The sequence below is a fragment of the uncultured Sutterella sp. genome, from assembly GCF_937923675.1.
Taxonomy (GTDB): domain Bacteria; phylum Pseudomonadota; class Gammaproteobacteria; order Burkholderiales; family Burkholderiaceae_F; genus Sutterella.
Map to the genome: position 1 here is coordinate 1 of NZ_CALDXB010000046.1, position 20,992 is coordinate 20,992.

At 59.8% G+C, this 20,992-nt stretch carries 17 protein-coding genes and 1 tRNA gene; 8 read left to right on the top strand and 10 right to left on the bottom strand.

The annotated features are described in order from the left end of the window. Positions 1–76, bottom strand: a tRNA-His gene (locus Q0106_RS05775). A gap of 263 nt (positions 77–339) precedes the next feature. On the opposite strand from Q0106_RS05775, the gene larA reads away from it, so the two are divergent. The 6 genes from larA (at position 340) to Q0106_RS05805 (ending at position 6,034) form a co-directional block, all read left to right on the top strand. Beyond that, on the top strand, positions 340–1,650 hold the full coding sequence (larA, locus tag Q0106_RS05780; RefSeq protein WP_297610137.1) for a nickel-dependent lactate racemase: 1,311 nt from the start codon (positions 340–342) through the stop codon (positions 1,648–1,650). A 94-nt stretch (positions 1,651–1,744) separates the two neighbouring features. Then, positions 1,745–2,620 carry a hypothetical protein gene (locus Q0106_RS05785; protein ID WP_297610139.1) on the top strand — a complete coding sequence of 292 codons (876 nt, stop codon included), beginning with the start codon at positions 1,745–1,747 and terminating at the stop codon, positions 2,618–2,620. A gap of 498 nt (positions 2,621–3,118) precedes the next feature. Next, the gene (locus tag Q0106_RS05790; RefSeq protein WP_297610142.1) at positions 3,119–3,556 is read left to right on the top strand and encodes a hypothetical protein; all 438 of its coding nucleotides are present in this window, start codon (positions 3,119–3,121) and stop codon (positions 3,554–3,556) included. Positions 3,557–3,655: 99 nt separating this feature from the next. After that, positions 3,656–4,165 (top strand): CreA family protein, encoded by a 510-nt coding sequence (locus Q0106_RS05795; protein WP_297610145.1) that lies wholly within the window; start codon positions 3,656–3,658, stop codon positions 4,163–4,165. A 125-nt stretch (positions 4,166–4,290) separates the two neighbouring features. Continuing rightward, a complete protein-coding gene (locus Q0106_RS05800; protein WP_297610148.1) occupies positions 4,291–4,548 on the top strand; it encodes a FeoC-like transcriptional regulator in 258 nt (85 codons plus the stop codon). A 280-nt stretch (positions 4,549–4,828) separates the two neighbouring features. Next, the gene (locus Q0106_RS05805) at positions 4,829–6,034 is read left to right on the top strand and encodes an MFS transporter (protein WP_297610153.1); all 1,206 of its coding nucleotides are present in this window, start codon (positions 4,829–4,831) and stop codon (positions 6,032–6,034) included. Here Q0106_RS05805 and Q0106_RS05810 read toward each other — a convergent pair. The 5 genes from Q0106_RS05810 to Q0106_RS05830 form a co-directional block, all read right to left on the bottom strand. Beyond that, entirely contained in the window at positions 6,021–6,143 is a 123-nt protein-coding gene (locus tag Q0106_RS05810) for a hypothetical protein (RefSeq protein ID WP_297610157.1), read from the bottom strand. The genes Q0106_RS05805 and Q0106_RS05810 overlap by 14 nt on opposite strands. A 21-nt stretch (positions 6,144–6,164) precedes the next feature. After that, positions 6,165–6,551, bottom strand: coding sequence for a hypothetical protein (locus Q0106_RS05815; protein WP_297610159.1), 387 nt, complete (start codon positions 6,549–6,551; stop codon positions 6,165–6,167). A gap of 175 nt (positions 6,552–6,726) precedes the next feature. After that, on the bottom strand, positions 6,727–8,406 hold the full coding sequence (locus Q0106_RS05820) for a carbon starvation CstA family protein (protein WP_297610162.1): 1,680 nt from the start codon (positions 8,404–8,406) through the stop codon (positions 6,727–6,729). Positions 8,407–8,836: 430 nt separating this feature from the next. Beyond that, a complete protein-coding gene (dcuC, locus tag Q0106_RS05825) occupies positions 8,837–10,117 on the bottom strand; it encodes a C4-dicarboxylate transporter DcuC (RefSeq protein WP_297610165.1) in 1,281 nt (426 codons plus the stop codon). A gap of 205 nt (positions 10,118–10,322) precedes the next feature. After that, a complete protein-coding gene (locus Q0106_RS05830; RefSeq protein WP_297610168.1) occupies positions 10,323–11,519 on the bottom strand; it encodes an MFS transporter in 1,197 nt (398 codons plus the stop codon). A 324-nt stretch (positions 11,520–11,843) separates the two neighbouring features. Between Q0106_RS05830 and Q0106_RS05835 the strand changes: the two genes are divergently transcribed. Then, the gene (locus Q0106_RS05835) at positions 11,844–12,371 is read left to right on the top strand and encodes a hypothetical protein (RefSeq protein WP_139689019.1); all 528 of its coding nucleotides are present in this window, start codon (positions 11,844–11,846) and stop codon (positions 12,369–12,371) included. Between the two features lie 31 nt (positions 12,372–12,402). Continuing rightward, positions 12,403–12,912: a hypothetical protein gene (locus Q0106_RS05840; protein ID WP_297610173.1), complete on the top strand. Its 510-nt coding sequence runs from the start codon at positions 12,403–12,405 to the stop codon at positions 12,910–12,912. Between the two features lie 91 nt (positions 12,913–13,003). Here the strand turns inward: Q0106_RS05840 and Q0106_RS05845 are convergent, their stop codons facing one another. From Q0106_RS05845 to Q0106_RS05860, 4 genes are all read right to left on the bottom strand, one after another. Further along, a complete protein-coding gene (locus tag Q0106_RS05845; protein ID WP_297610176.1) occupies positions 13,004–17,320 on the bottom strand; it encodes a translocation/assembly module TamB domain-containing protein in 4,317 nt (1,438 codons plus the stop codon). A gap of 1 nt (position 17,321) precedes the next feature. Further along, complete coding sequence (locus Q0106_RS05850; protein ID WP_297610179.1) at positions 17,322–19,064, bottom strand: autotransporter assembly complex family protein; 1,743 nt, start codon at positions 19,062–19,064, stop codon at positions 17,322–17,324. Between the two features lie 196 nt (positions 19,065–19,260). Further along, positions 19,261–19,689: a hypothetical protein gene (locus Q0106_RS05855; RefSeq protein WP_297610182.1), complete on the bottom strand. Its 429-nt coding sequence runs from the start codon at positions 19,687–19,689 to the stop codon at positions 19,261–19,263. Between the two features lie 326 nt (positions 19,690–20,015). Continuing rightward, positions 20,016–20,321 carry a hypothetical protein gene (locus Q0106_RS05860; RefSeq protein WP_297610185.1) on the bottom strand — a complete coding sequence of 102 codons (306 nt, stop codon included), beginning with the start codon at positions 20,319–20,321 and terminating at the stop codon, positions 20,016–20,018. Positions 20,322–20,992 lie beyond the last annotated feature (671 nt).

The window sequence follows — 20,992 nt, forward strand, 5'->3', positions numbered from 1 at the left end:
TGGGGTGGGAGATGGGACTCGAACCCACGACAACCGGAATCACAATCCGGGACTCTACCAACTGAGCTACACCCACCATCCAGATTTTTCTCACTTCGCTGCGTCTCGCTGAGAGCGCGTCGTTGTGAGAAGTGGAATTTTACGCACAAATAAAAATTTGTCAAGAGGCCTGCAAAAAAAAATTTGCCTCTCGTTCCTGACGAACAGAAGACGGCATTGTCCCGGGCGCGGAAAGACAAATTCCGGCACCGCAAAACTTTATAATCGGCGCGGTTCATGACTTGAGGCTTGCGGCCATACCTCGGAAGGGCCGGCCGCGGTCAAGCAAAGGAGAAAAACATGACGCTTGCAACTTATGACTTCGCTTACGGCAACGGCCGGAAAACCTTTCAATACGACTCCGACGATGTGCTGAAGGTCGTCCGCACCGAACCCTTTGAAGTCATGCAGAACGTGCACGAGCATGTTCTTGAAGCGCTCTACCATCCGATCGGTCTGCCCCCCGTCAATGAGATCGTGAAGCCCGGCGACACGGTTGCCTTCATCTGCAACGATCCGACCCGCATCGCAAACAGCGAAATCTTCATGCCTATTCTCGTCAACGAGATGAACAAGCTCGGCGTTCCCGACGAAAACATGAAGATCGTCTTCGCGCTCGGCACGCACCGCGCCATGACGCCCGAAGAGATGGAAAAGGAAGTGAGCCCCGAAGTTGCCCGCCGCATCAAGATGTACAACAGCATCGCGACCAACAAGGACGACTTTGAATACTTCGGCACGACGTCGCTCGGCACTCCCGTCTGGATCAACAAGGAGCTCTGCCACGTCGACCACATCTTCCTCACGGGCACGATCGTTCACCACTACTTCTCCGGCTACGGCGGCGGCAGAAAGGCCATCCTTCCGGGATGCGCCGCGATGGAAACGGTCCGCATGAACCACAGCCACATGCTTTCCGAAAAGGCCGGCCTCGGCCGCATGGAAGGCAATCCCTGCTACGACGACCAGATGGAAGGCGTGGCGCTCTTCGCCAAGGGCCGCTCCCTCTTCCTCTTCAACGCCATTCTCAACGCCAAGCATGAGTTCCTCAAGATCTTTGCGGGCGACTACATCAAGGCCCACAAGGAAGCCTGCAAGTTCGTCGACGAGGTCTACGGCTGCGAAATCCCGAAGGAAGCCGATCTTGTGATCGCTTCCTGCGGCGGCTATCCGAAGGACATCAACGTCTATCAGATGCAGAAGACGATGGACAACGCTGCCTGCGCCGTGCGCAAGGGCGGCGTCGTCATTCTCCTTGCCGAATGCATTGAGGGTTCCGGGTCGGCCAAGCTCGAGGAAACCTTCCGCCGTCTGCGCACGCCTGAAGCCATTAAGAAGGAGCTTGAGGACAACTTCCAGATCGGCGCCAACAAGGCTTTCGCCATTACGCGTCCTCTCGGGAAAGCAAAATTCATCCTCGTCACGGCGCTCAACCGCGATCTCGCGAAGAGCATGCACTTCACGGCTGCCGTCGACACGGTTGAGGAGGCGCTCAAGATCGCTCACGAGTACCTCGGCGACCATCCCTCGACCATCATGATGCCGGAGGGTTCGCTCACGGTGCCGCGCGTTGCACCTGAACACAACTGCTCCTGCAAGTGCGGTCGCTAAGCGCGCTGCAGCGTATTAAGCTTCGCATCCGAAGAGTCAAGCCCGCTCGATAAAAGCGGGCTTGCGTTTTTCTCCAGTCCCTACTTCAGACCTCATGACGAACGCTGAAAAAGAGCAAAGCCTCCTCGATTTTCCAGAGATTCAGGCGCTTAAGGACGTGCTCCTCGGCATTGCCCCGGCGCGCGAATTCTGCATTGCCTATTCCGGAGGCCTCGACAGCCGCTTCCTCGCTTTTTGCGCGAAGCAGCTCGGCTTTAAAGCGCATCTTCTTCACATCATCGGACCGCAGATTGCGCCCGACGAAACTGCGCTCGCCCTCAAGGACGCTGAAGCGCTCGGGTACGAGCCGCTTCTTGTGCCGGCAAGCTCCCTCTCGCTCCCCGAGCTCGCCCGCGCCGGCACGCGCCGCTGCTACGTCTGCAAGCGCCATCTTTTCGAGACGCTCAAGGACATCGCCCGGAAGATGGAATGCGAAGGCCCCGTCTGCGACGGCACGAACACGTCGGACCTCGCCGTTTATCGCCCCGGCATCCAGGCGCTCGAAGAGCTTCATGTCTTTTCGCCTCTCGCCATGGCGGGAATCTCCAAGCCGCGCATCCGTGAAATCGGCCGCGCCGTCGGCTTCCCCAACCCTGAACAGGCTGCCCGTCCGTGCCTTCTCACGCGCTTCCCCTACGGGACGACTCCGACCCAGGGCGAACTTGAAGCCCTCGCCGACGCCGAACTCTTTGTCGCAAACGATCCCTTCGGCGCAAAGCTGCGCTTCCGCATCCGGATGCCCAACAAGAAGACAACGCTTCTGCATGTTGAAAAGAAGTCCTTTGATGCCGTGCCCAATGCGGACATTGAACTCGAGACCCTGATCGGGAAGCTCGGGCAAAAGTTCGGAAATCGCCTTCCCGGTCTGCGTGCGGAAGTGCTCGAAAGCCTGTCGGGCTATTACGACCGCCTGCAGCAACCGGAAAGCTGATTCAATGCCTTGAAGCACTTAGAAAAAGACGCCTCCTGCAGGCGTCTTTTTTATGAATGGACTCAGGTTTGCAAAATTTAATAATCATATTTATACATTATAAATCATACGAATTCATGACGGTCATTTTATGAGGTAATACATAAATCTCACATATTCAATCTGCGCCTTATCATGAAGTGATGGATATTTACAACAAGTTGAATTTTTTATATTTTTATTACTTCCTGCGCTTTTTCCCTGAAATACAGGGCCTCGCAGTCAGAAGAACTCCTTAGCGACCCTCCAGGGTGAAAACGAAAACATTCCGATCCCCCTAGAATCCGTTCACTCTTACGACGCCCTTGACGTCTGCGCATCCTCCCCGTCGTTTTTGCGATTCATTCCTGAATCCTCACTGCGCAGCGCCTGTGGCTCCTTCATTTCCGCATTCCTGAAGCCCGCTCAGAAACACTTACTGAACAGCGGATTCTTCAGACTTCAACCACGGAGGTCCTCATGATCACCGCAACGAAAATCACTTATGCCGGCCCTGCCATGTCGAAGGACATGGGCGGTGCGGCTTTCTGCGCCTGGGTTGCCGCGCTCACCTTTTTTGCGCTCGCAGCCGACCAGGTGTCGCCCTTCATTGCAGAAGCCTTCGTGCCGGTCGTGATCGTCATTTCCACCGTGTTCGCCGTGCTGGCGCTCGGAAGCACCGTAAGCGCCGTGCATCTCACAAAAGCGGGCGTGTGGAAGTCCCGTCGTCCGATGGTTGTGCTCGCCGCAGGAGCCGCGCTCATTTCCGTGCTCCCGGCCCTCTGGTATTTCTCCGGGCTCTGGCATGTAGCTCCCGGCACCATTGCCGTCACCGGGTTTACCTCGGTGATTTTTGCCGCGCTTGCCGTCAAGGCCGGCCTCGCGAGCAGCATCGAAGCTGAGAAGGCGCGCTATTGATTGAATAGCGCTGAAGCGTCCGGTTTTCGGCACCGGACGCTTCTCTCGTGCAGAATGGAGTGCGACGTTCTTCTCCGAATACCATTTCCCAAAAGCACCATGAACATCCGCTCTTTCCGCCGCCCGGCCGCTCTCGGCCTCTCAGCGCTCATCTTTGCCGGCCTTCTCTCCGGCTGCTCGGATTCTGAGGTTGCCGATGTTTCGCTCGGCTTCCTCACCTTCAAAAACATCAAGCTAGACGCTTTCGTGGACGAAAAGATCCCGGGCGTCACCTGTCACGTCGCGAGCATCGAGTCTCCGCTCTCGCTCGCCGACCCCTCGGACAGCGCCATCTCCTGCCGCCAGACCGGCGACATTACGCCGATGATGATTGATGCGATCGACAAATCTCGCGACGGCGAGGTGATCTTCACGCGGTCCAAGAGCATCTTCTTCAAAACCATGAAGATTCGCCGCATCTATGATCCGGCCAACCAGACGCTCATCTACCTCTCCTACTCCACCAAGGAGACGAGCGGCAGCTTCAAGCACTCGATTTCCACCGTTCCGCTCTGGGGCTCCTCGGCCTATCAGAAGCCGCTTCCGCCCGCCCCCGGAAAAGAGCTTTGACGCAGGAGCAACAGAGCGAAGGAATTGCGAACGACTTTCGTTCGCAACGCTAGAATGTTCCCCTGTCATGCTTCCCGGGCCGCGCTCATGAGAAAGGCGGTCCGACCATTGAGGAGATTTCATTCATGGTTTCCGTAACCGAAGTGCGCCAGCTTATTTACGACCGTCCGGGCATCAGCCTGCGCGACCTTTCCTGGCACTTCAAAGTTTCCGCCCCGATGATGGAAATGATGCTCGACAAGCTCGTTTCCCGCGGCGATGTGGAAGTGGTTCATCAGGTCAGCTGCTGCGGCGGAGACTGTGGCTGCTCGGGCGAAGGCCACGGCAAGGGCTATCGTCTGACCCTGCAGGCGGCAGCGGCCCTCCAGTCGAAGGAAGCTTGAAAAACTTCCTTCGGGAAACAAAGTGTTACGTCTTAAAACTTGCGTCCAGGCAAGGATCAAGGCATAATTCTTTTCGTTGTGGTTCTGGTGGTCTTTCGTTTCCGAAAGTAACTAAGCCAAGTCGTTGGAGGGAGTCCTTGCAGCTAGCTCTATTTGAAGCACGCTGAGCTTGGATGAAGTTCCTCAGGAAAACCGCCGACCACAAATAGACGAAGGGTGTGATCATCGATGATCGCGCCCTTTTTTGTTCTCCAAATTTTCTGTTTCGGCACCCTCAATCATGCCTAAACACGTTTTAGCGCTCGCGCTCGGCACGCTGGCGCTCGGCATCGCCGAATTCTCAATGATGTCGATCCTTCTGCCGACGGCAGAGGATCTCTCAGTCACGGTCCCTGAGGCCGGACACTTCATTTCCGCCTACGCTGCCGGCGTCTGCGCCGGCGTCCTGCTGATGGTGACCATCGCCCGCAGGATTCCGCTCAAGCGCCTCCTTCTCATCATCGCCGCGCTCATCTGCCTCGGGAACACGCTCACGATCTTTGCGCCGAGCTATTCCCTCATGATCGTCTCGCGCTTTATTGCGGGTCTTCCTCACGGCGCCTTCTTCGGCGTGGGATCCATCGTCTGCGCAAAGCTTGCAGGACCGGGGAAGGCATCGCACGACGTAAGCATGATGGTTGCCGGCATGACGATCGCAAACCTCGGCGGAGTACCACTTGCGAGCTTTCTGGCGTGGGCGCTTTCCTGGAGAGCCGCCTTCGTTATAGCGGCATTGCTCGCCCTCCTCGCGCTTCTTGCAATCCGCCTGTGGGTTCCTCAGACGGAACCTCTGCCGGACCGGGGATTCAAAGCGCAGTTCCGCTTTCTCGGCACGCTTGAGCCCTGGCTCGTGCTCGGCGCCATTGGTCTCGGCAATGGAGGCTTCTTTGCCTACTATTCCTACGTCAACCCGGTGATCGAGCACGTGGCGGAAATTCCCGCGAGCATGATGTCCCTGGTCATCACGCTTGCCGGCGCCGGCATGGTGCTCGGCAATTTATTCTGCGCGAAGATCTCGTCAAGGTTCTCGGATCCTTCCCTTGCCGCTGCCGGTCAGGGGTGTCTTTTCATCACGCTCGTCGCGCTCTTCTTCATGACGCACTGGGCGCCGGCAGCCGTCCTGCTTACCGCGCTCGCGGCAGCCTGCGTCTTCTTTATTTCCGGTCCCGAACAGGTCATGATGATTGAGAACGCGGGCGAAGGACAACTCCTTGCCGCAGCCCTCGCGCAGTGCTCCTTCAATTTCGGAAATGCCGTCGGCGCCTGGCTGGGAGGTCTTCCGATCGAAGCCGGCAAAGCCGCCAACTGGGCGGCCATGCCGGGCATTTTCCTCGCGCTCGCAGGCTTCGGCCTCCTTTTCGCCAAGTGGCAGATTCATTTGATCCGGCAGCGCGAACGGATGGAGGACCGCGTGGAGGCGCTTCAGGAGGCGCTCAGAGATAAATGATGCAAAGAGAAAGAGCGGCCGAGCCGCCGGAATGACCGTTCAGCCGCATTTCTCCCTCTTTCTTTGGAATGCCGGAGACCTCACCGCCTCCGGCTTGCTTTTTCTGCATCCCGGGAAGCCGTTCCCGGAATCAGGGCTTCTGAGACGGATCCTCCGCGTTCTTCCTTTCCCTGCGCAGGCGCCTCGCTTCAATGAAGAGCATGATCGTATCCCAGTTGACGACCACCATCAGCGCAATGACGGCGAACGCCTGGAAAGCGTAGCCCGCATAGCACCAGGCTCCCATCGTGCCGGGCGCGCCCCAGAAGGCGAGGAAGAATTCCTGCATGCCGGCGCCGAGCGTCACGGCGTGCCCGAGAAAGGCTGCGAGCGAGAGGCCGTAGAAGCCCCATGCAAGCTTCATGGCGGTGCGCTGCCCGTCATGCTTCATCGGCCAGAAGCGCAGGCAGATGAGAATCACGATCGGGATGAGGAAGGGCATCGCAATGATGCCGGTGGAAAGAATGAACTGAAGCATGAGATGCGGTCGAATTAGTCAACTCCGCAATTTTATTGGAAGACAAAAGGAAAACGCTCCGGACCCGTACGGGAACGGAGCGTTTTCCTTTTTATTTCGCTTTTTGAGCTGTTCCGGAGAGACCGGCTTCAAAAGCCAGCCTCAACCGGAATCACGTGCGGGAAAAGTCTTCTATTCAGGCCTTCTGAAGCTTCGAGGCATCAGCAGGCTCGCGCAGACGCAGCACGCAGTGGTAGACCACGAGGAGCGCAAGAATGATGAGCGCCACGGCGATGATGAGCTGCAGACCGCCCACCATGAAGACGAACGTGCCGTCCGCCATCTGGCCGAAGATCTTGAGCACAGCCTGAACAAGGGCCGTCATCGTCACGACGAACATCACCGTCATCGGGCCGTAGAGCATCCAGCCCTTGCGGCCGGTAGCCTTCAGGAAGACGGCAAGGCCGGTAAGAACGAGCGCCGAGAGGAGCTGGTTGGCCGAGCCGAAGAGCGGCCAGACGGACATGTAGCCCGCCATGCAGATCGCATAGCCGAGAAGGAGCGTGAGAACCGTCGAGAAGACCGTGTTCGTGAAGAGCGCCTGGATCGGGCCCTTCTTCTCGCCGGGACGCGGCGTGAAGAGTTCCTGGAGCGACATGCGGCCGATGCGGGCCACGGCGTCGACGGAGGTGAGCGCAAGGGCGGAAACGCACATCGTCAGGATGCAGGCGGCGATGTCGGTCGGAACGCCGAAGAGTTCAGTGAGGAACCCGGCAACCGAGCGCGAGAAGGTCTGGAAAGGCGTGCCCGCGGGGAGAACGCCGCCCTGGGCCGCCGCGCAGACAACGACAAGCGCGACGACGCCGAGAACAACTTCAACGCACATGGAGCCGTAGCCCACGAGGCGCATGTCCTTTTCGTTGGCGACCATCTTGGAAGACGTGCCCGAGCTCACGAGCGAGTGGAAGCCCGAAACGGCGCCGCAGGCGATCGTGACGAAAAGAATCGGGAAGAGGTCGAGGTTCTTCACCTCCCAGCCGACGAAGGCGGGCATGTTGAGGGTCGGGTTCTTGACGAAGACGCCGAGAACGCCGCAGACGATCATGCCGATCAGGAGGAACATCGAGAGGTAGTCGCGGGGCTGCTTGAGGAGCCACATCGGCATCACGGAAGCGGCGAAAAGGTACGCGAAGACCACATAGCGCCAGGACACGGAGTCAAGGTAGACCGGGAAGCAGATGCCGAGGGCCACCATCGCGACCATCAGCACGATGCCGACAATGAGCTGAACGCCGGCAGTCGGGCGCATGTACTTGAGATAGAGACCGAAGAGAACGGCGCCCACCATGTAGATGAGCGAAATCGAGCCCGCAGCCGCACCCGGCATGAGCTCGGTGCCGTCCTTGGCAAACCCGTTGAAGGTATTGGCCACCATGTCGCAGAAAGCCGCGATCACGAGGAGCGTGAAGAGCCAGCAGAAGAGGAGGAAGAGCTGACGGCCCGTGCGGCCGACGTAGTCCTCAATGATCATGCCGATCGAGCGGCCGCCGTTCTTGACGGAGGCGTAAAGCGCGGTGAAGTCCTGCACGGCGCCGAAGAAGATGCCGCCGATGATCATCCAGAGAAGCGCAGGGAGCCAGCCGAACATGGCCGCAATAATCGGGCCCGTCACAGGGCCCGCGCCCGTAATCGAGGTGAACTGGTGCGCGAACACCGTCCATTTGTTGGCAGGCGCATAGTCGCCGCCCTTGTTTTCCACGGCCGGTGTGGGCCGGTTGGGATCGATTCCCCAGGTCTTCTCAAGCCAGCGGGCGTATCCGAAATAGCCCGCTGCCAGAGCGACGAGAGCGATCAGCATGATGGTTAGACCGTTCATTGCCTGAAATCCTTGGTTTTTGTAGGAATGAAGTTTTATGGAAAAGCACTTCGGGACTGCTTAGATCGAGAGAAGCACTCAGCCCCGGAAGCGAGCAGCGCAGAAAGAACGGAATCTTCTGCGTCTAACCCGAAATAGTACGATTCAAACCGCATTCAGGCAAATGCAGATTCTATTTTTGATTTATTTATATCAATTGTTATTTATGGATTTTTGATTGCGTTATCTTAATTTAATCAAAGTTCCGAGCACGCATTGACTTCTGCATCAATCCGGATATTGCAAAGAGCTTATCGGGTTTTCCCTTGAATCATCTGTTTACAAATCGTCAAAACAAAAGGCCCGGGACTTTGGCAATCCCGGACCTTTTGTTTTGAAATCCTGCTCCCGGGGAGTCCCGGGAGCGGTCATCTTGCTTGGCAGCCGTTCATCAGCTGAGGATGTAGACGGCAACGAGAAGGATGAACATCACCGGAGCGGTGCGCTTCACGATCGCGAAGGGCGACACGCCGGCGATGCCGGCCGCGATGATCATGCCGCCGGCAAGGGGCGACGAGAGGCGGCCGAAGTTGCCGGAAATGGCGGCAAGGTAGCCCAGACCGTCGATCGTCATGCCGAAGCTCGCGGCGTGCGGGGTGACGGCTTCATTGAAGGCGAAGGCCGCAGCGTCGCCCGAACCCGTGACGAGCGCCATCAGGTAGGGACCGGCAGCGGCGCCCAGCTTGGCGATTTCGTTCGCATGCGTGAGGTAGTTGACGAAGGCGTCGATCACGCCGCAGGCGCGCAGGCCGGCCGCAAAAACGCCGGCCGCAATGATGATGCCGATGATCTTGGCGTAGCCCGAACCCATGCCGTCAAAGAACTTCTTCGTGACGTCGGCGGGGTTGGTGCGGGTGACGGCGATCGCGTAGATCGCGCCGATCAGCATGGCCGTCGCAACGGACATCTTCATCTGGGGCGCCCAGATGTTGGCGCAGACGAGGATGACGACGGGGAGCATCGGGGCAATGGCGAAGAGAATGTTGGGCTTCTCGGGAAGATCAACCTTCTTGCCGCCGGCAGCGCCCGTGCCTTCAGCTTCGCTGAAGCCCTCGCGGCGGAAGTCGCGGTAGACGAGGCAGACGACGACCATCAGGACGATGGCGCCGAGCGCAGCGCCCACCGTGATCGGCATGAAGCGGCCGATGAACTCCATGATCGGAATGTCCGCAAGCTTCGAAACGAAGGCGTTGTGCGCGACGCCCGGCGACAGGTACGCCATCGTGATGGAGCCCACCACGGCAGCGGCCGCCATGGCCGGATGGAAGCCCGCGCGGATGAGGAGCGGGATCACCGTCGGGCCGACCGAGGCGACGAGGCCGGAGGTCGAGGGAATGGCGATCGAGATGAAGGAGACCACCAGCATGCAGGCGGGCAGAAGAAGAAGCCCAAGCTTGCGCAGCGGCTTCGTGAGGAGCGCAACGAGATGCACGTCGCACTTCGTGAGCGCGACGACGGAAGCAAAGCCCATCGCCGAGCAGATTGCGATGATGAGCGAGCCGTTCGTCATCGACTTGTCGAACTGCTTGAAGGCGATCATCGGTTCGAGCGAAAGAACCGCCATCAGGAGGCCGGCAGTAAGAAGAACAAGGCGCGTCTCGTAGCGCTTGATCAGCGCCCAGACGGCGCCGACGGTAACGACGAGCGCTACGCACATGGACCAGGTGGCCATAGGGAAATCTCCTTTCGGGAGGAAAAGTTTCAGGAATTTTTACGGGCGGGCGCGATTTTACGAGGGAAGCTTCGCGAAGCAACCTATCGTTTTCGCTTATTGAGGCCGAATTCTGCCCGAATCCGCAAAGGATTGCGTTTACTTTACGTTCGGGCGCCCGATGGGAAAAAACTGCAGCGGCCGAGACTCCCCGGCGCACGCGCTTTCAATTGAGCCTCTCTCTGAAGCTCGACGCCACGACGGCGAGCCCCCAGAGCACAAGGACCGCACCGAAAAAGACGAAGGGAGAGGTCCAGGCCCCCGTCTTCTCATAGAGCATGGCGAAGATCCAGGGTCCGCACCCGGCGCCGAGATAGCCGATCCCCTGCGCCATGCTCGAGATGCCGAGCATGCGGCGCATATCGCTCGACTTCTGCGCCATGAGCAGAAAAGCAACGGAGAGCATCGCGCCCTGCGAGGCGCCGGCCGCGACCGAAGCCGGGAAAAGCCAGACGCCGCCCGCGATCCAGCCGAGAAGCCCGGCGAGATAAACGACGGAAAGAATGATCCCGGAGACGGCGTCATTGCCGACGAGCTTCATAAAGCGGGGCGTAAAGACGGAAGCCGGGAGACCCGAAAGGAGATAGACGAAAATCCAGAACCCCGTTTCCGGGGCGCTCATCCCGAGGCTCTGCCAGAAGGGCGGCATCCAGGCGGCCGCCGTATAGATCGTGAGGGACTGGAGCCCCATCACAGCCGTGAGCGCCCAGGCCAGCGGATCAGAAAGCATGGCCCCGAAAGCCGATTTCTTCTCTTCATTGCGAGGCGAACCGGCAGCCACCATCGCCTCTGCACCCGGCTGCCGCCTGGCGAGGCTCCAGCAAAGGAGCGCGGCGCCGGACGCCAGCGCCCAGAAGCCGAAGGGGACCGCGAGCGACCCCGAAAACGCAAGGAGCGGCGCGGCAAGAAGCCCGCCCACGGCTCCCGAAGAGCCGATGACGCCCGTGTAAAGCCCCATCATCGGACCGCTCTTCTGCGCCCAGACCGTCTTCACGACGACGGGCATGAGCACGTTGAGAATGGCAATGCCCGCGCCGACAAATAGCGTTGCGGCGAGGAGCACCGACCAGCTCGTCATCATCCTGAGCGCTGCGCCCGCAAAAAGCACCACGAGCGCCGCGGCAATCCCGCCCCAGAGGCCGAAGCGGCGCACGAGCGCCGGCGCCGCGAAGGAAAAGACCCCGAAGGCCGCAATCGGAAGCGCCGAGAGCGTGCCGTAGGCGTCCCAGCCCACCTGCATGGCCTCGCAGATCTCGTGCGCGAGCGGCCCCACTGCTGTGACGGGCCCCCGCATGACGAAGGTCACCGAGAGAAAGGCCGCGAGGAGGAAGCCTCCTGCGGCAGCTGAGATAAGACGAGCCATGGCGGGAAAAGACAGGGATAAGAGAGAGTGATCTGTGGATTTTAGGCCGCCTTTCTGCATTAACGGAGCGGACGGGTATTCCCCGGACGACAGATTCCTGTCGCATGCGCCGGACGAGATTCGTTACGAATGCACAAATTCATGAACACTTGTTCAGCGACTCCTGCGCTAATGTTGCACTTAGAAATCTCTCTTATAGAAAAGATCCTGCGGCCGGGACGGCTCCAGGATCCGGAATCTGCGGGGCTCCGGGCTTCCTCCCAATCGTTGCGAAGAAAACATTTCGAGTCGAAAGCCTGCCGTACCCAAAGGACATCAAAAGCCATGAAAAAGAACACAAAGATCGCCGCCGCTGCCGCCCTCTCAGCCGTTTTCCTTCTTGGCGGCTGCGCGAGCGACGGCACCTACTACCGTGCCGACACCTACACGGCCAATCAGGTGAACCGCGTTCAGGAAGTCAATACGGTTGAAATCATCGCCATCAACGCCGCGCGCGTGGCGGTTCCCAACAGCAGCAACCGCGAGACCGCTCAGCTCGCCGGCGCCATTCTCGGCGCCATTGCGGGCGCCGCAATCGGCAACCACAACAACCACTCCACCTCCGCCCGCGTGATGGGCGGTCTTGCGGGCGGCGCTGTGGGCGGCCTTGCCGGCGGCGCCGTGGGCGGCGACAGCACGACCTATACCGACGGCGTTCAGATCATCTACAAGACGGCCGGCGGCCGGGTGCTTCAGACCTCCCAGGTCGGCCAGCCCTGCGAATTCAAGACCGGAACGGCGATTCTCGTCGCCCCCACGCCGAGCGAAGCCCGCATTCAGCCCAACAACCCCTACGGGTGCCCCCGCAAGTAATGCGCGTTCCTGAGGTAAAGGTAAAAAAATCATGAAGTTCAGAAATTCCGCCGTCATTGCTGCTTCAGTGCTCTGCGCCCTGGCGGCTGCCGGCTGCACAACCCCGTCCACTCAGACGTCAACGCTCCCTCCGGGAACCCAGCGCATGAGCCAGGATCTCATCGACTACAACACGCAGAGCGTGGACGCCGCCGCCCGCGTCATGCAGGAAGAAGCCCGTCAGAAGGAAGCGGCCCGCGCTGCGGCGCAGGCTGAAGCCGCCCGCGTGAAGGCTGCTCAGGATGCCCAGGCCGCCAAGGCGCGCGCCGCCGCGCAGCGAGCCAAGTCCGCGCGCCAGGCAAAGCTCGACGCCTATCAGGACAAGGTGCGCGAACTCGAACTCGAGCTCAAGCAGCTTGACGTTGCCGAGCGCCGCGCTCAGGTCGACGGCACCGTGGCCGACAGCAAGGCAAGATCGGAACTCGCGCGCGAACGCGCTCAGCTCGAGCTCGACCGCATGCGCGCGGAAATCGAAAACCTGAAGGCAGCGGACGCGAAGTAAGCCGCCTCATCGACGATCCGTCTCAATGCCGTCCGGGGAAGCGTTTCCCGGACGGCATTTTTCTGCTCTGAAGCTTCCGTTCCCCGATCGATCAGAATTCGAATCGATAAAGGAGATCAAGCGCCTGCTCCACCCCGGAAACGGCTTCGAGGTAGAGCCTCGGCATCAGCCGGTAGCGAAGCGTGAGGGTCGCGAGCGAATCGAAGATCCCGACGCCGTACTTCACCTGGAGCCCCGGGAGCACGTAAGCCGACACCACCACCTGCTGCGAGTCGCCCGTACCCGTCGTATCGACGCCGAGCCCTCTCAGACCGACGGCGTCCCCGACTTCGGAGAGAATGCCGCTTCCCTGCGAGGTGCCGACGCCGATCAGCATGCTCGTCATCATGGAGGCGCTGCTTCCTTCCTCGGACCCGAGACCTTCGCCGCGAATGAGGTAGGAGAGCGTCTCCTGTTCGGAAAGCTGCGGCGTGGAAAAGAGCGTCACTTCGGGCGACTCGGCGGTGCCCGTCACCCGGATGCCGGCCGTCACGCCATCGGCCGTATTTTCGGGATTTCTAATGGCTTCAAGACGCAGCGTGGGATTGTTCATCGGGCCCGAGAAAAGGATCTGCCCGCTCTGAATCACGAGATCCTGACCGTAGGCGCGAAAGCGCCCCATCGGCACGTTGATCTGGCCGAGAAGCCCCATTCTGCCCCCTGCCATGACGAACCGAACTTCCCCTGCGAGCCCTGCGCGCAGACCATAAGCCGCGATCCTCACCCCGGGCCCGAGGACCACCGTGACGTCGCCCGAAATCGGCATGCCGTCCGTGCGCACGGTTCTCGGCTGAAGATTGCTGTCAAGAAGCACCTGATCCTCCGAGACGGCAATTGCCGTGGAGGGGAGCGTCTTCACCTCAATCATCGATTTGGGGATTTCGATCCGCCCCTTGAGAGAGGCGGATGCATTCGTCGCCTCGGCCGTCACGTCGCCCTTGACGTCCACCTGGATCATGGGCGGAAGCGAGAGATGTAGTCCATCGGTTCGGACTCTCGCATCCGCCTTCCAGTGCTCAAGGCTCTCCCAGGACGCGGTTCCGGAAAGGAGCACGCTTTCGGTCTTCGTCCGGATTTCCCCGGAGAGCGTCGACGTACGGCCGTTGAATTCGATTTCAATGTTCGAGGGCTCCATTTCAATGGGAATGAAGTCGGCGTCGACCACGACGTTTTCTGCGCCCGCGCGTCCGTATAGCTCAGGGCGGGAGAGCGTGCCCGCCGCCCGGAGGCGCGCATTGACGGCGCCTTCGGCGCGCTCGCCCCGCGAGAGGAAGGGCTGAATGAAGGAAGGCGTGATGCCGTCAACGATAATCTGTCCATCGAGCCGGCGCTCCTTTCCCGGATCAATCACCGCGAGTTCGCCGCGGCTCGAGCCGTTCCCCTCGGGCTTCACTTCCCAGGCGAGCGCAACGCGCTTCCCGGTGATCAGCGCATGCGCGCGGAGCTTCTCAAGCGTCACCGGGAATCTCACGCCCTGCCAGCGCGTGGAGTAGCTCAAGCCGTCGCCGTTAAGGTTCACCTGTCCGGCAGGGAGCGGATTCTTCGAAAGATCCCAGTGAAAATCGGCGCTGCCGGTGAGCTTCCCGGCAATCCGGTCGCTCTTCTTTCTCAGATAGGGCTTGAGGACCTCAATGTTGAGGCTCGTCAATGCAAGATGCGCCTCGCCCGCACGACCGAGAACCAAGGGCTTCGGGAGGCACACCTCTGCATCCTCATGCACCCAGCAGTGCGTTCCCACGGCAAGCTGCGCCGTCTTCGGATCCCAGCTCAGGGACGCCGCATTTCTATTCGACCAGGTGCCCGCCGGGGTCTCCACGCGGGCCCTGGTCAGAGACCCCGTCCAGGAGAGCGTCTCTCGCGAGAATTTTCCCGCTGCCCGGATCGACCCCGATACGGGGTCGCCGGAAAGCGCGAGCGTAATGACGTGGCTCCCCTCGGTACCCTTGAGCGACGCTTCGGCCGAATCCAGAGTGAGGCCGGAAGCGGCAAGGTCCGTGAGCTTCAGACTGGCGCTCCCCTGAATTTCCCCGCCGGCAAGGGAATTGAAGATGAAGGCCATCTTCTCTTCGAGAGATGCATTTGCGGCAGGAGGCGGAGGAAGATTCGCGGAGAGGGCCGGAGGCGGCATCGGCTCCCCATCCTTTGCCCCGCCCTTCTGAGGCGCCGCGCCCTTAAAGGGCGAATTTCTCATATCCACAAAGAGATTGAGGCCGCCCAGCGAAAAGAGATTCTCCCAGCCGAGCCCGCTCGCGCGGACATTCGCCTGAGCAATCGGATGCGCGAGGCTGCCGGCGAGTTTTACGGTTCCGTTCGCGCGCCCGCTCAGCCCCGGGATCGTATTGAGGAGCCCCGGCGCATCAATGCTGAGATCAAGCTTGATCCCCCGCATGTGCTCGACTTCGCCCGCAAAGCGCAGCGTGTTTCTGCCAAGCAGAAAATCGAAGTCCGAAACCTTCCAGGAGAGTTCGCTCGTTCCTGAAATTTCCGTCGCGAGCCTCACCGGCGCCTTCTGAATGGTGCCGTCGAGCTTCAGTTTCGCCGAATCCACGCGGTAGGTGCCGTCCGTGCGCAGAAGCCCTTCGCTCGAGAAATCGGCGCCAAGCCTGAGCGGAAGCTTTTTGATCCAGGGTTCGAAATCAACGCCCGAAACCCTGAGTGCGGTTTTCCAGGAGAGATCCTCCTTCCAGGCCGCCTCGCCGCTGAGATTCAGTTCGCCAAGCGGCGTCGCGAAATCGAGCTTCGACAGCCGGATCCCGGAGAGGTCGCCCGAGGCATCCGCATCCAGCGTCCCTTCAAAGCGGGTCTCTTCCCCAATGAGCGCATCCGGCGCTTCAATGACGGGATTCCCCTTGAGCACGAGCTTCCATGCGGAAGGGCGGCCGGCCGCCTCAAGCGCGAGGTTCCTCACGATGTAGCGGCTCCTTGCGAGCGTCTCGGCAATGCCCGTACGCGGCGCAGCCTCTTCGTCGGGGAGAGTCTTTGCCGATGCCGCGGGCGGGGCTTCAGATCCCTGAGCTTCCGGGACGCTGCCTGTTTTCTCTGACCTGACTTTGGAATCCGCGAGGATTTCTGGCGATCGGACTTCATCCGAGGTGAGGGAAAGGCTGAAGGGAAGATCCGCCTCGCCCGGATTTGCCGTTGCCTTCAGCGCCATGCCGACGGGCCCCGACGTTTTGACTTCGAGACGGAGCTCACCGGCAATCTCGCCCGAAAGCGTCGTCCTGAGCTCAGCCTCAGGGGAATCAAACCGGAGGCCGGCGAGCGTCCCCCAGGGCGCGGCATCGGCTCCGGCCTCCAGAGAAAGATTGACGGGCCAGGCGCCGTCGAGATCAGCGCTTCCCGAAAGCGTGAGATCGGCAGCAGAAGATTCCAGTTTGAAGCGCTCAATCTCAACGTGCGACGCCTTCATGGAAGCCTTCGCGTCAACCGTACGGATCTCAAGGGGAGCAAAGCCGGGAAGTTCTTCCGTTCCGGGAATGCCCTCGAGGCGAATGCCGCTCGCCTTAAGAGAGAGCAGTTCCGCATCAAAGGGGAGACTGACGACCGGAAGCGTTTTGATAAAGGGTTCGGCAAAGATCCCCTTCACGCGCTCGAGATAGGTTTGAGGCGTCTCTGCCTGAGGCGCCGCCGCTGATGCCGGAGCTGACGCTGCCTCTGCAGGATGCGCTCCGTCCGAATCGTCAGAACGGGAAGCAATTTTTGAGAGATCGGCATGCCCTCCGGAGAGCATCGCATCCTCGATGACCACGCCCTCTCGCGTCATGCGTGCGGCGGCATCAAAATGATCGGCCCCGGCGGAAATCCCGCCAAGCCCAGAGGAAAGTCCGGCGAGAGAGAATTGCCTCAGCTTCAGATTTCCGTCGTGAAGATCGAGCCCGGCGTCGAGCGACTTCAACTCAACCGTCTCGCCGTTGATCACTGCTTTTGCGTCTCTTGCCGCAATGCCCTCGAGCGTGATGCCGAAGGGAAGCCGCAGGTCCGGCAGCTCGAAAGGTGCGGATTCTTCGGGAGCCTCTGTCTCCTGAGGGAGCTTCGCGGTCTCGACGACAGCCGAGGGCCTTTCAAGCTCGAATCGCCCGAGCTTCAGCTCCTTGTCGAAAAGACGGTACCAGTCGAGCTCGATCACGAGCTTTTCGGCCTTCACGTCCACGCCGGGCGAAGTCCAGCCGATCCCGGTGAGCGTCAGATGCCGCCAGTCGCCGTCGGACTTCGCAATCGAAAGTCCCGGCACCCAGCGGTCAAGCGCCTTCGCCGTGAGCGAAAGCCCCGGCGCCGTCGTTGCAAGGAAAATGAGCGCGCCGGCAAGAAGAATGAAGATCGCAAGGAGAATCCCCGCGAGACGCAGAAAAATACGGGCGGATCTGGCCATCTTAAAGCTCCGGGCCGAGGCCGATATAGAAAGCAAACCCCTTGTGATCCGGGTCTCCGATCGGGCGGGCGATGTCGAACTTCACCGGTCCCACGGGCGACTGCCAGCGGATGCCGAGGCCCGCGCCCACCTTGAAGGACGTGGAGGTGAACTTGTCCACCGCTTCGCCGGCATCCACGAATGCCGCACCCCACCAGGCGCCGTGGAAATTCCACTGGTACTCGATGCTCGAGGTGAAAAGGCGCTTTGCGCCCCGGAGGTCGCCCGATTCGTCCCTGGGCGAAATCGACTTGTAGTCGTAGCCGCGAACGCTTCTGTCGCCGCCCGCAAAGAAGCGAAGATCCGGCGGAACGTCGTCGAAGTCGTCCGTCTGAATCCAGCCGAAGGCGTAGCGGCCGATGAAGCGATGCCGCATGGCAAGCGTGCGGATCATTGCGCCCTGCGCATTAAAGGCCCAGAAGTCGATGTCGGACCCCCAGAACTTTCGCGAAAGGTCGAAGGAATAGCGCTGGGAATCGCCCCACATCGGCATGGCGCCGCCCCTCGAGCGCGTGCGGCTGAAGGAAACGCCCGGATAAAAGAGCATGGTTGTCGTCGAACTCATGCCCTGCGTGAAGTTGTCGAGCATCCAGCGCATGTTGAATGCCCGCTGCCAGCCGTTTTCAAAATTCCAGTAGCGCGACCCGACAAGCGTCGTCTGAGTCGACTTGGTGTCGTTCAGATCCGTATGCTTGAGGCCGCCCTGCACGAGGTAGTACTCCTCGAGCGGATTCTCGCGCCGGGGCATCTTGTAGCTGAAGTCGAACTCCTGCTCCCGGGCCGAAACGGCGCTCGAGAGCGCGAGACTGTGCCCCTTCGAATTCACCCAGGGCTTGGTCCATTCGCCTGTGAAGCGCGGTCCGACGTCGGTCGAATAGCCGACGCCCACTTCGACGATATTGCCCTTGCGGGGCGTGAGAGAGCCCTCGAAGGGAAGCTCCTTCTCGGGCGTTGCATTCTTAAAGTCGGGCGCCACAACGGCGTAGTTGAACCAGCCGGTGTCGGCAAGTCGTTCGTTGAGATTGGCAAGCCCCTCAGAGGTATAGGGATCGCCTTTCTCAAAAGGAATGAGGTTCTGCAGAATCTCGTCGTCGATCTGCGAGCCTGAAAAATGCACGTCGCCGAACTTCCAGCGCGGACCGGAACTGAAGGTAAGCCGCCACCATGCCTGATGAAGGTCCGGCGCCACAGCCAGTTCATTGCGCGTGAAGCGTCCCTGAAAGTAGCCCTTGCGCGTGGCAAGGCTCTGCACTTCCTTCTTGAAGCTTTCGTATTCGCCGTGGTTGAGCACGTCTCCCTTTTTCGGAAGCTTTCTGCGGATGCGCTCGAACGCGCGATCATTCGCGGCATCGCCCTCAACGAGGAGCTCAGCGCCTTCAATCCTCACAGGCTCGCCCGGATCAACCGTCAGCCGGAGAATGCGGGGCTCCTTCGATCCTTCCTTAGGTTTCGGATCCCATTTGAAGGTGAGTTTCGGGGCATAGTAGCCTAGCGCCCTCAGGCCGTCCCTCACGCCGGTTCTCACCCGGGCACGGTAGCGTCCCTCCACGGTGATGCCGTCGAGCCCGAGCGACTCGAGCTGCGCGCGGACATTCTCCTCAAGCGCGCCGTCAAGGCCCGAAAGCCGGTAGCTGAGGTCCGCCGCCCCTGCTGAGAACGCAAGGGATAGAAGAACCGTCAGAGCTAGCGGACGAAGGCGAATCACGGCAGGATCCCTCGGCAAAATCGGGAGAGGAGAAGGAATCCGCTTATTTTAACGGGCCGTGTTCCGATGCTTCCGCGGGCACACCTCGCAGAGTCTTTTCCAAAAGCAAAAAGCGCCGGAAATGTCAGCCGACGCTTTTCGCTTCTGTCGGTCCGCTCGCCAGGAAGGCGGCGCGGACGAATAATCAGATGGCTGTTCAGGCCTTCACGGGAGCCTTGGGAGCCGCTTTTCTGGCCGGAGCAGGTGCTGCCGCAGGCGCCTTGACTTCAGGCTTTTCTGCGGCTGCTGCAGGTTTGGCGGGAGCCTTGGCGGCCGGTTTGGCTGCCGGCTTCTCAGCGGCCTTGACTGCGGGCTTCTCGAGAGGCTTTGCCGCTGCCTTGGGGGTAGCCTTCTCCGCGGGCTTGGCGGCAGCCTTCGGCTGCGTCCTGCGGGCCGGGCTCTTCTTCACGGGAGCCTTCTCAGCCGGCTCGGGAGCCTTGACGGCCGTCAGCTGCTTCACGGCTTCGGCGATCAGGCGCTTCACGGCTTCCTCGGGCGTAAGTCCCGTCTGCGCGAGCGCATCCGCAAGAGCCTTCAGCGTCGCTTTGCTCAGCTTGATTTTGGTTTTGATCTTCAGAACGGGCATAGTCTCTCCTTCTGTTTCTGCCTCTGCGCCGCAAAGGCATTCACGTCTCATTTCTGGATTTTTTTAATGTATCACCGAACCGAGAGACGCCTCATTCCCGGGTGCGGAAATTTCTCGCCGACATTGCGAAAAACTGTATCCGCACCGCCTCGGACGCCCAAAAGCGGCGTCCGCCTGAGATGGTTGTCTGGAGATCATCGAACGCAATTGCGGATGCATTTCAAATCTTCCTCAGCGCTTCTCAGGCTCGTTTGCAAAGAAAGCAGGCAATTAAAAACCGCCTGGGGAGCTGAACCCGCCAGGCGGCTTTTGAGGAATTCTATGAATCAGCCCTCTACAACGGCAGAGCGGCAGGACGCATCACCGAGAGCCTGAGCCTCAAGTTCCTCGGCTTCCTCGCCGAGAGTGTTTTGATCGTTGGCTGCCCCCGTCTTCCACCAGAAGCAGTCCCCTTGGGCTACGGCTTCCTGAATGATTTCGCGGATGACGTGAGAGAGGACAACGTTCTGACTTTTCGCTAGCCCTTCAATGGCGAGCTTGAGTTCAAAAGGCAGTCGACAGCTTATTACGCCGGTCTTGGTGCCGCCGTTTGGCAGATCTTTGGTGCTACCACCTTCCTGAGAAACGTACATCGGGCTGGTTCCTTGAAAGTTGTGCTTTTTTGTTGTTGATCCCCGCAGGGATGCCGGTTGGTTGAAACGAGGGAATGGCCCCTAACAGGTCAGGGCTTCGCCTCGGGTCTAATGGAAAATCTGAATGAGAAGCCTTCTGCAGAAAGACTGGAAAAAATGCCTGAACCTGAACTTCAGAAACTCTTCTCCCGGCTATCTGCTTTAAGCGACAAAGATGTAAAAGCTTTCTTCGCGCTTATCTTTTAAAGATCTTCATTCTTCTTTATCCATTATCTTAATTTTACGCACCTTCTGCGAGAGGTCCCGTCCTGCCGAGGGTTTCATTGATTTTGTATTCATTTTCCCCCTTTCCAAATCCATTACTAAGAGGGTAAACCCCTATCAACAGATTGTTCTTTGCCGCAGTCGCGATTTCCTTTTATTGACGTTTTGACTGGCGGGTAAAAACAACATGCTTTCTGCCGGCTCCGGAAAATCCATTTCAGCGTTATCGATGCGCTTTTGCCGCGCTCCCGGGCTCCATCCCTCTCAACCCTCTCATTCATTGCCGGCTTTCCGGGCGGCTGCCGGCCTCATGTTGCTAAAAGTGATTCTCCGGCGTTAACCTCAAAAAGCAGTAAGGATCCCATCCGTACGAAAACGCAAAAAATTTGGGCGCTCGGTAGAGCGCC

Bases quoted from the DNA above. Each gene is read 5' to 3' on its own strand.
- larA (WP_297610137.1), top strand. From the start codon at position 340: ATGACGCTTGCAACTTATGACTTCGCTTACGGCAACGGCCGGAAAACC.
- Q0106_RS05785 (WP_297610139.1), top strand. From the start codon at position 1,745: ATGACGAACGCTGAAAAAGAGCAAAGCCTCCTCGATTTTCCAGAGATT.
- Q0106_RS05790 (WP_297610142.1), top strand. From the start codon at position 3,119: ATGATCACCGCAACGAAAATCACTTATGCCGGCCCTGCCATGTCGAAG.
- Q0106_RS05795 (WP_297610145.1), top strand. From the start codon at position 3,656: ATGAACATCCGCTCTTTCCGCCGCCCGGCCGCTCTCGGCCTCTCAGCG.
- Q0106_RS05800 (WP_297610148.1), top strand. From the start codon at position 4,291: ATGGTTTCCGTAACCGAAGTGCGCCAGCTTATTTACGACCGTCCGGGC.
- Q0106_RS05805 (WP_297610153.1), top strand. From the start codon at position 4,829: ATGCCTAAACACGTTTTAGCGCTCGCGCTCGGCACGCTGGCGCTCGGC.
- Q0106_RS05810 (WP_297610157.1), bottom strand. From the start codon at position 6,143: ATGCAGAAAAAGCAAGCCGGAGGCGGTGAGGTCTCCGGCATTCCAAAG.
- Q0106_RS05815 (WP_297610159.1), bottom strand. From the start codon at position 6,551: ATGCTTCAGTTCATTCTTTCCACCGGCATCATTGCGATGCCCTTCCTC.
- Q0106_RS05820 (WP_297610162.1), bottom strand. From the start codon at position 8,406: ATGAACGGTCTAACCATCATGCTGATCGCTCTCGTCGCTCTGGCAGCG.
- dcuC (WP_297610165.1), bottom strand. From the start codon at position 10,117: ATGGCCACCTGGTCCATGTGCGTAGCGCTCGTCGTTACCGTCGGCGCC.
- Q0106_RS05830 (WP_297610168.1), bottom strand. From the start codon at position 11,519: ATGGCTCGTCTTATCTCAGCTGCCGCAGGAGGCTTCCTCCTCGCGGCC.
- Q0106_RS05835 (WP_139689019.1), top strand. From the start codon at position 11,844: ATGAAAAAGAACACAAAGATCGCCGCCGCTGCCGCCCTCTCAGCCGTT.
- Q0106_RS05840 (WP_297610173.1), top strand. From the start codon at position 12,403: ATGAAGTTCAGAAATTCCGCCGTCATTGCTGCTTCAGTGCTCTGCGCC.
- Q0106_RS05845 (WP_297610176.1), bottom strand. From the start codon at position 17,320: ATGGCCAGATCCGCCCGTATTTTTCTGCGTCTCGCGGGGATTCTCCTT.
- Q0106_RS05855 (WP_297610182.1), bottom strand. From the start codon at position 19,689: ATGCCCGTTCTGAAGATCAAAACCAAAATCAAGCTGAGCAAAGCGACG.
- Q0106_RS05860 (WP_297610185.1), bottom strand. From the start codon at position 20,321: ATGTACGTTTCTCAGGAAGGTGGTAGCACCAAAGATCTGCCAAACGGC.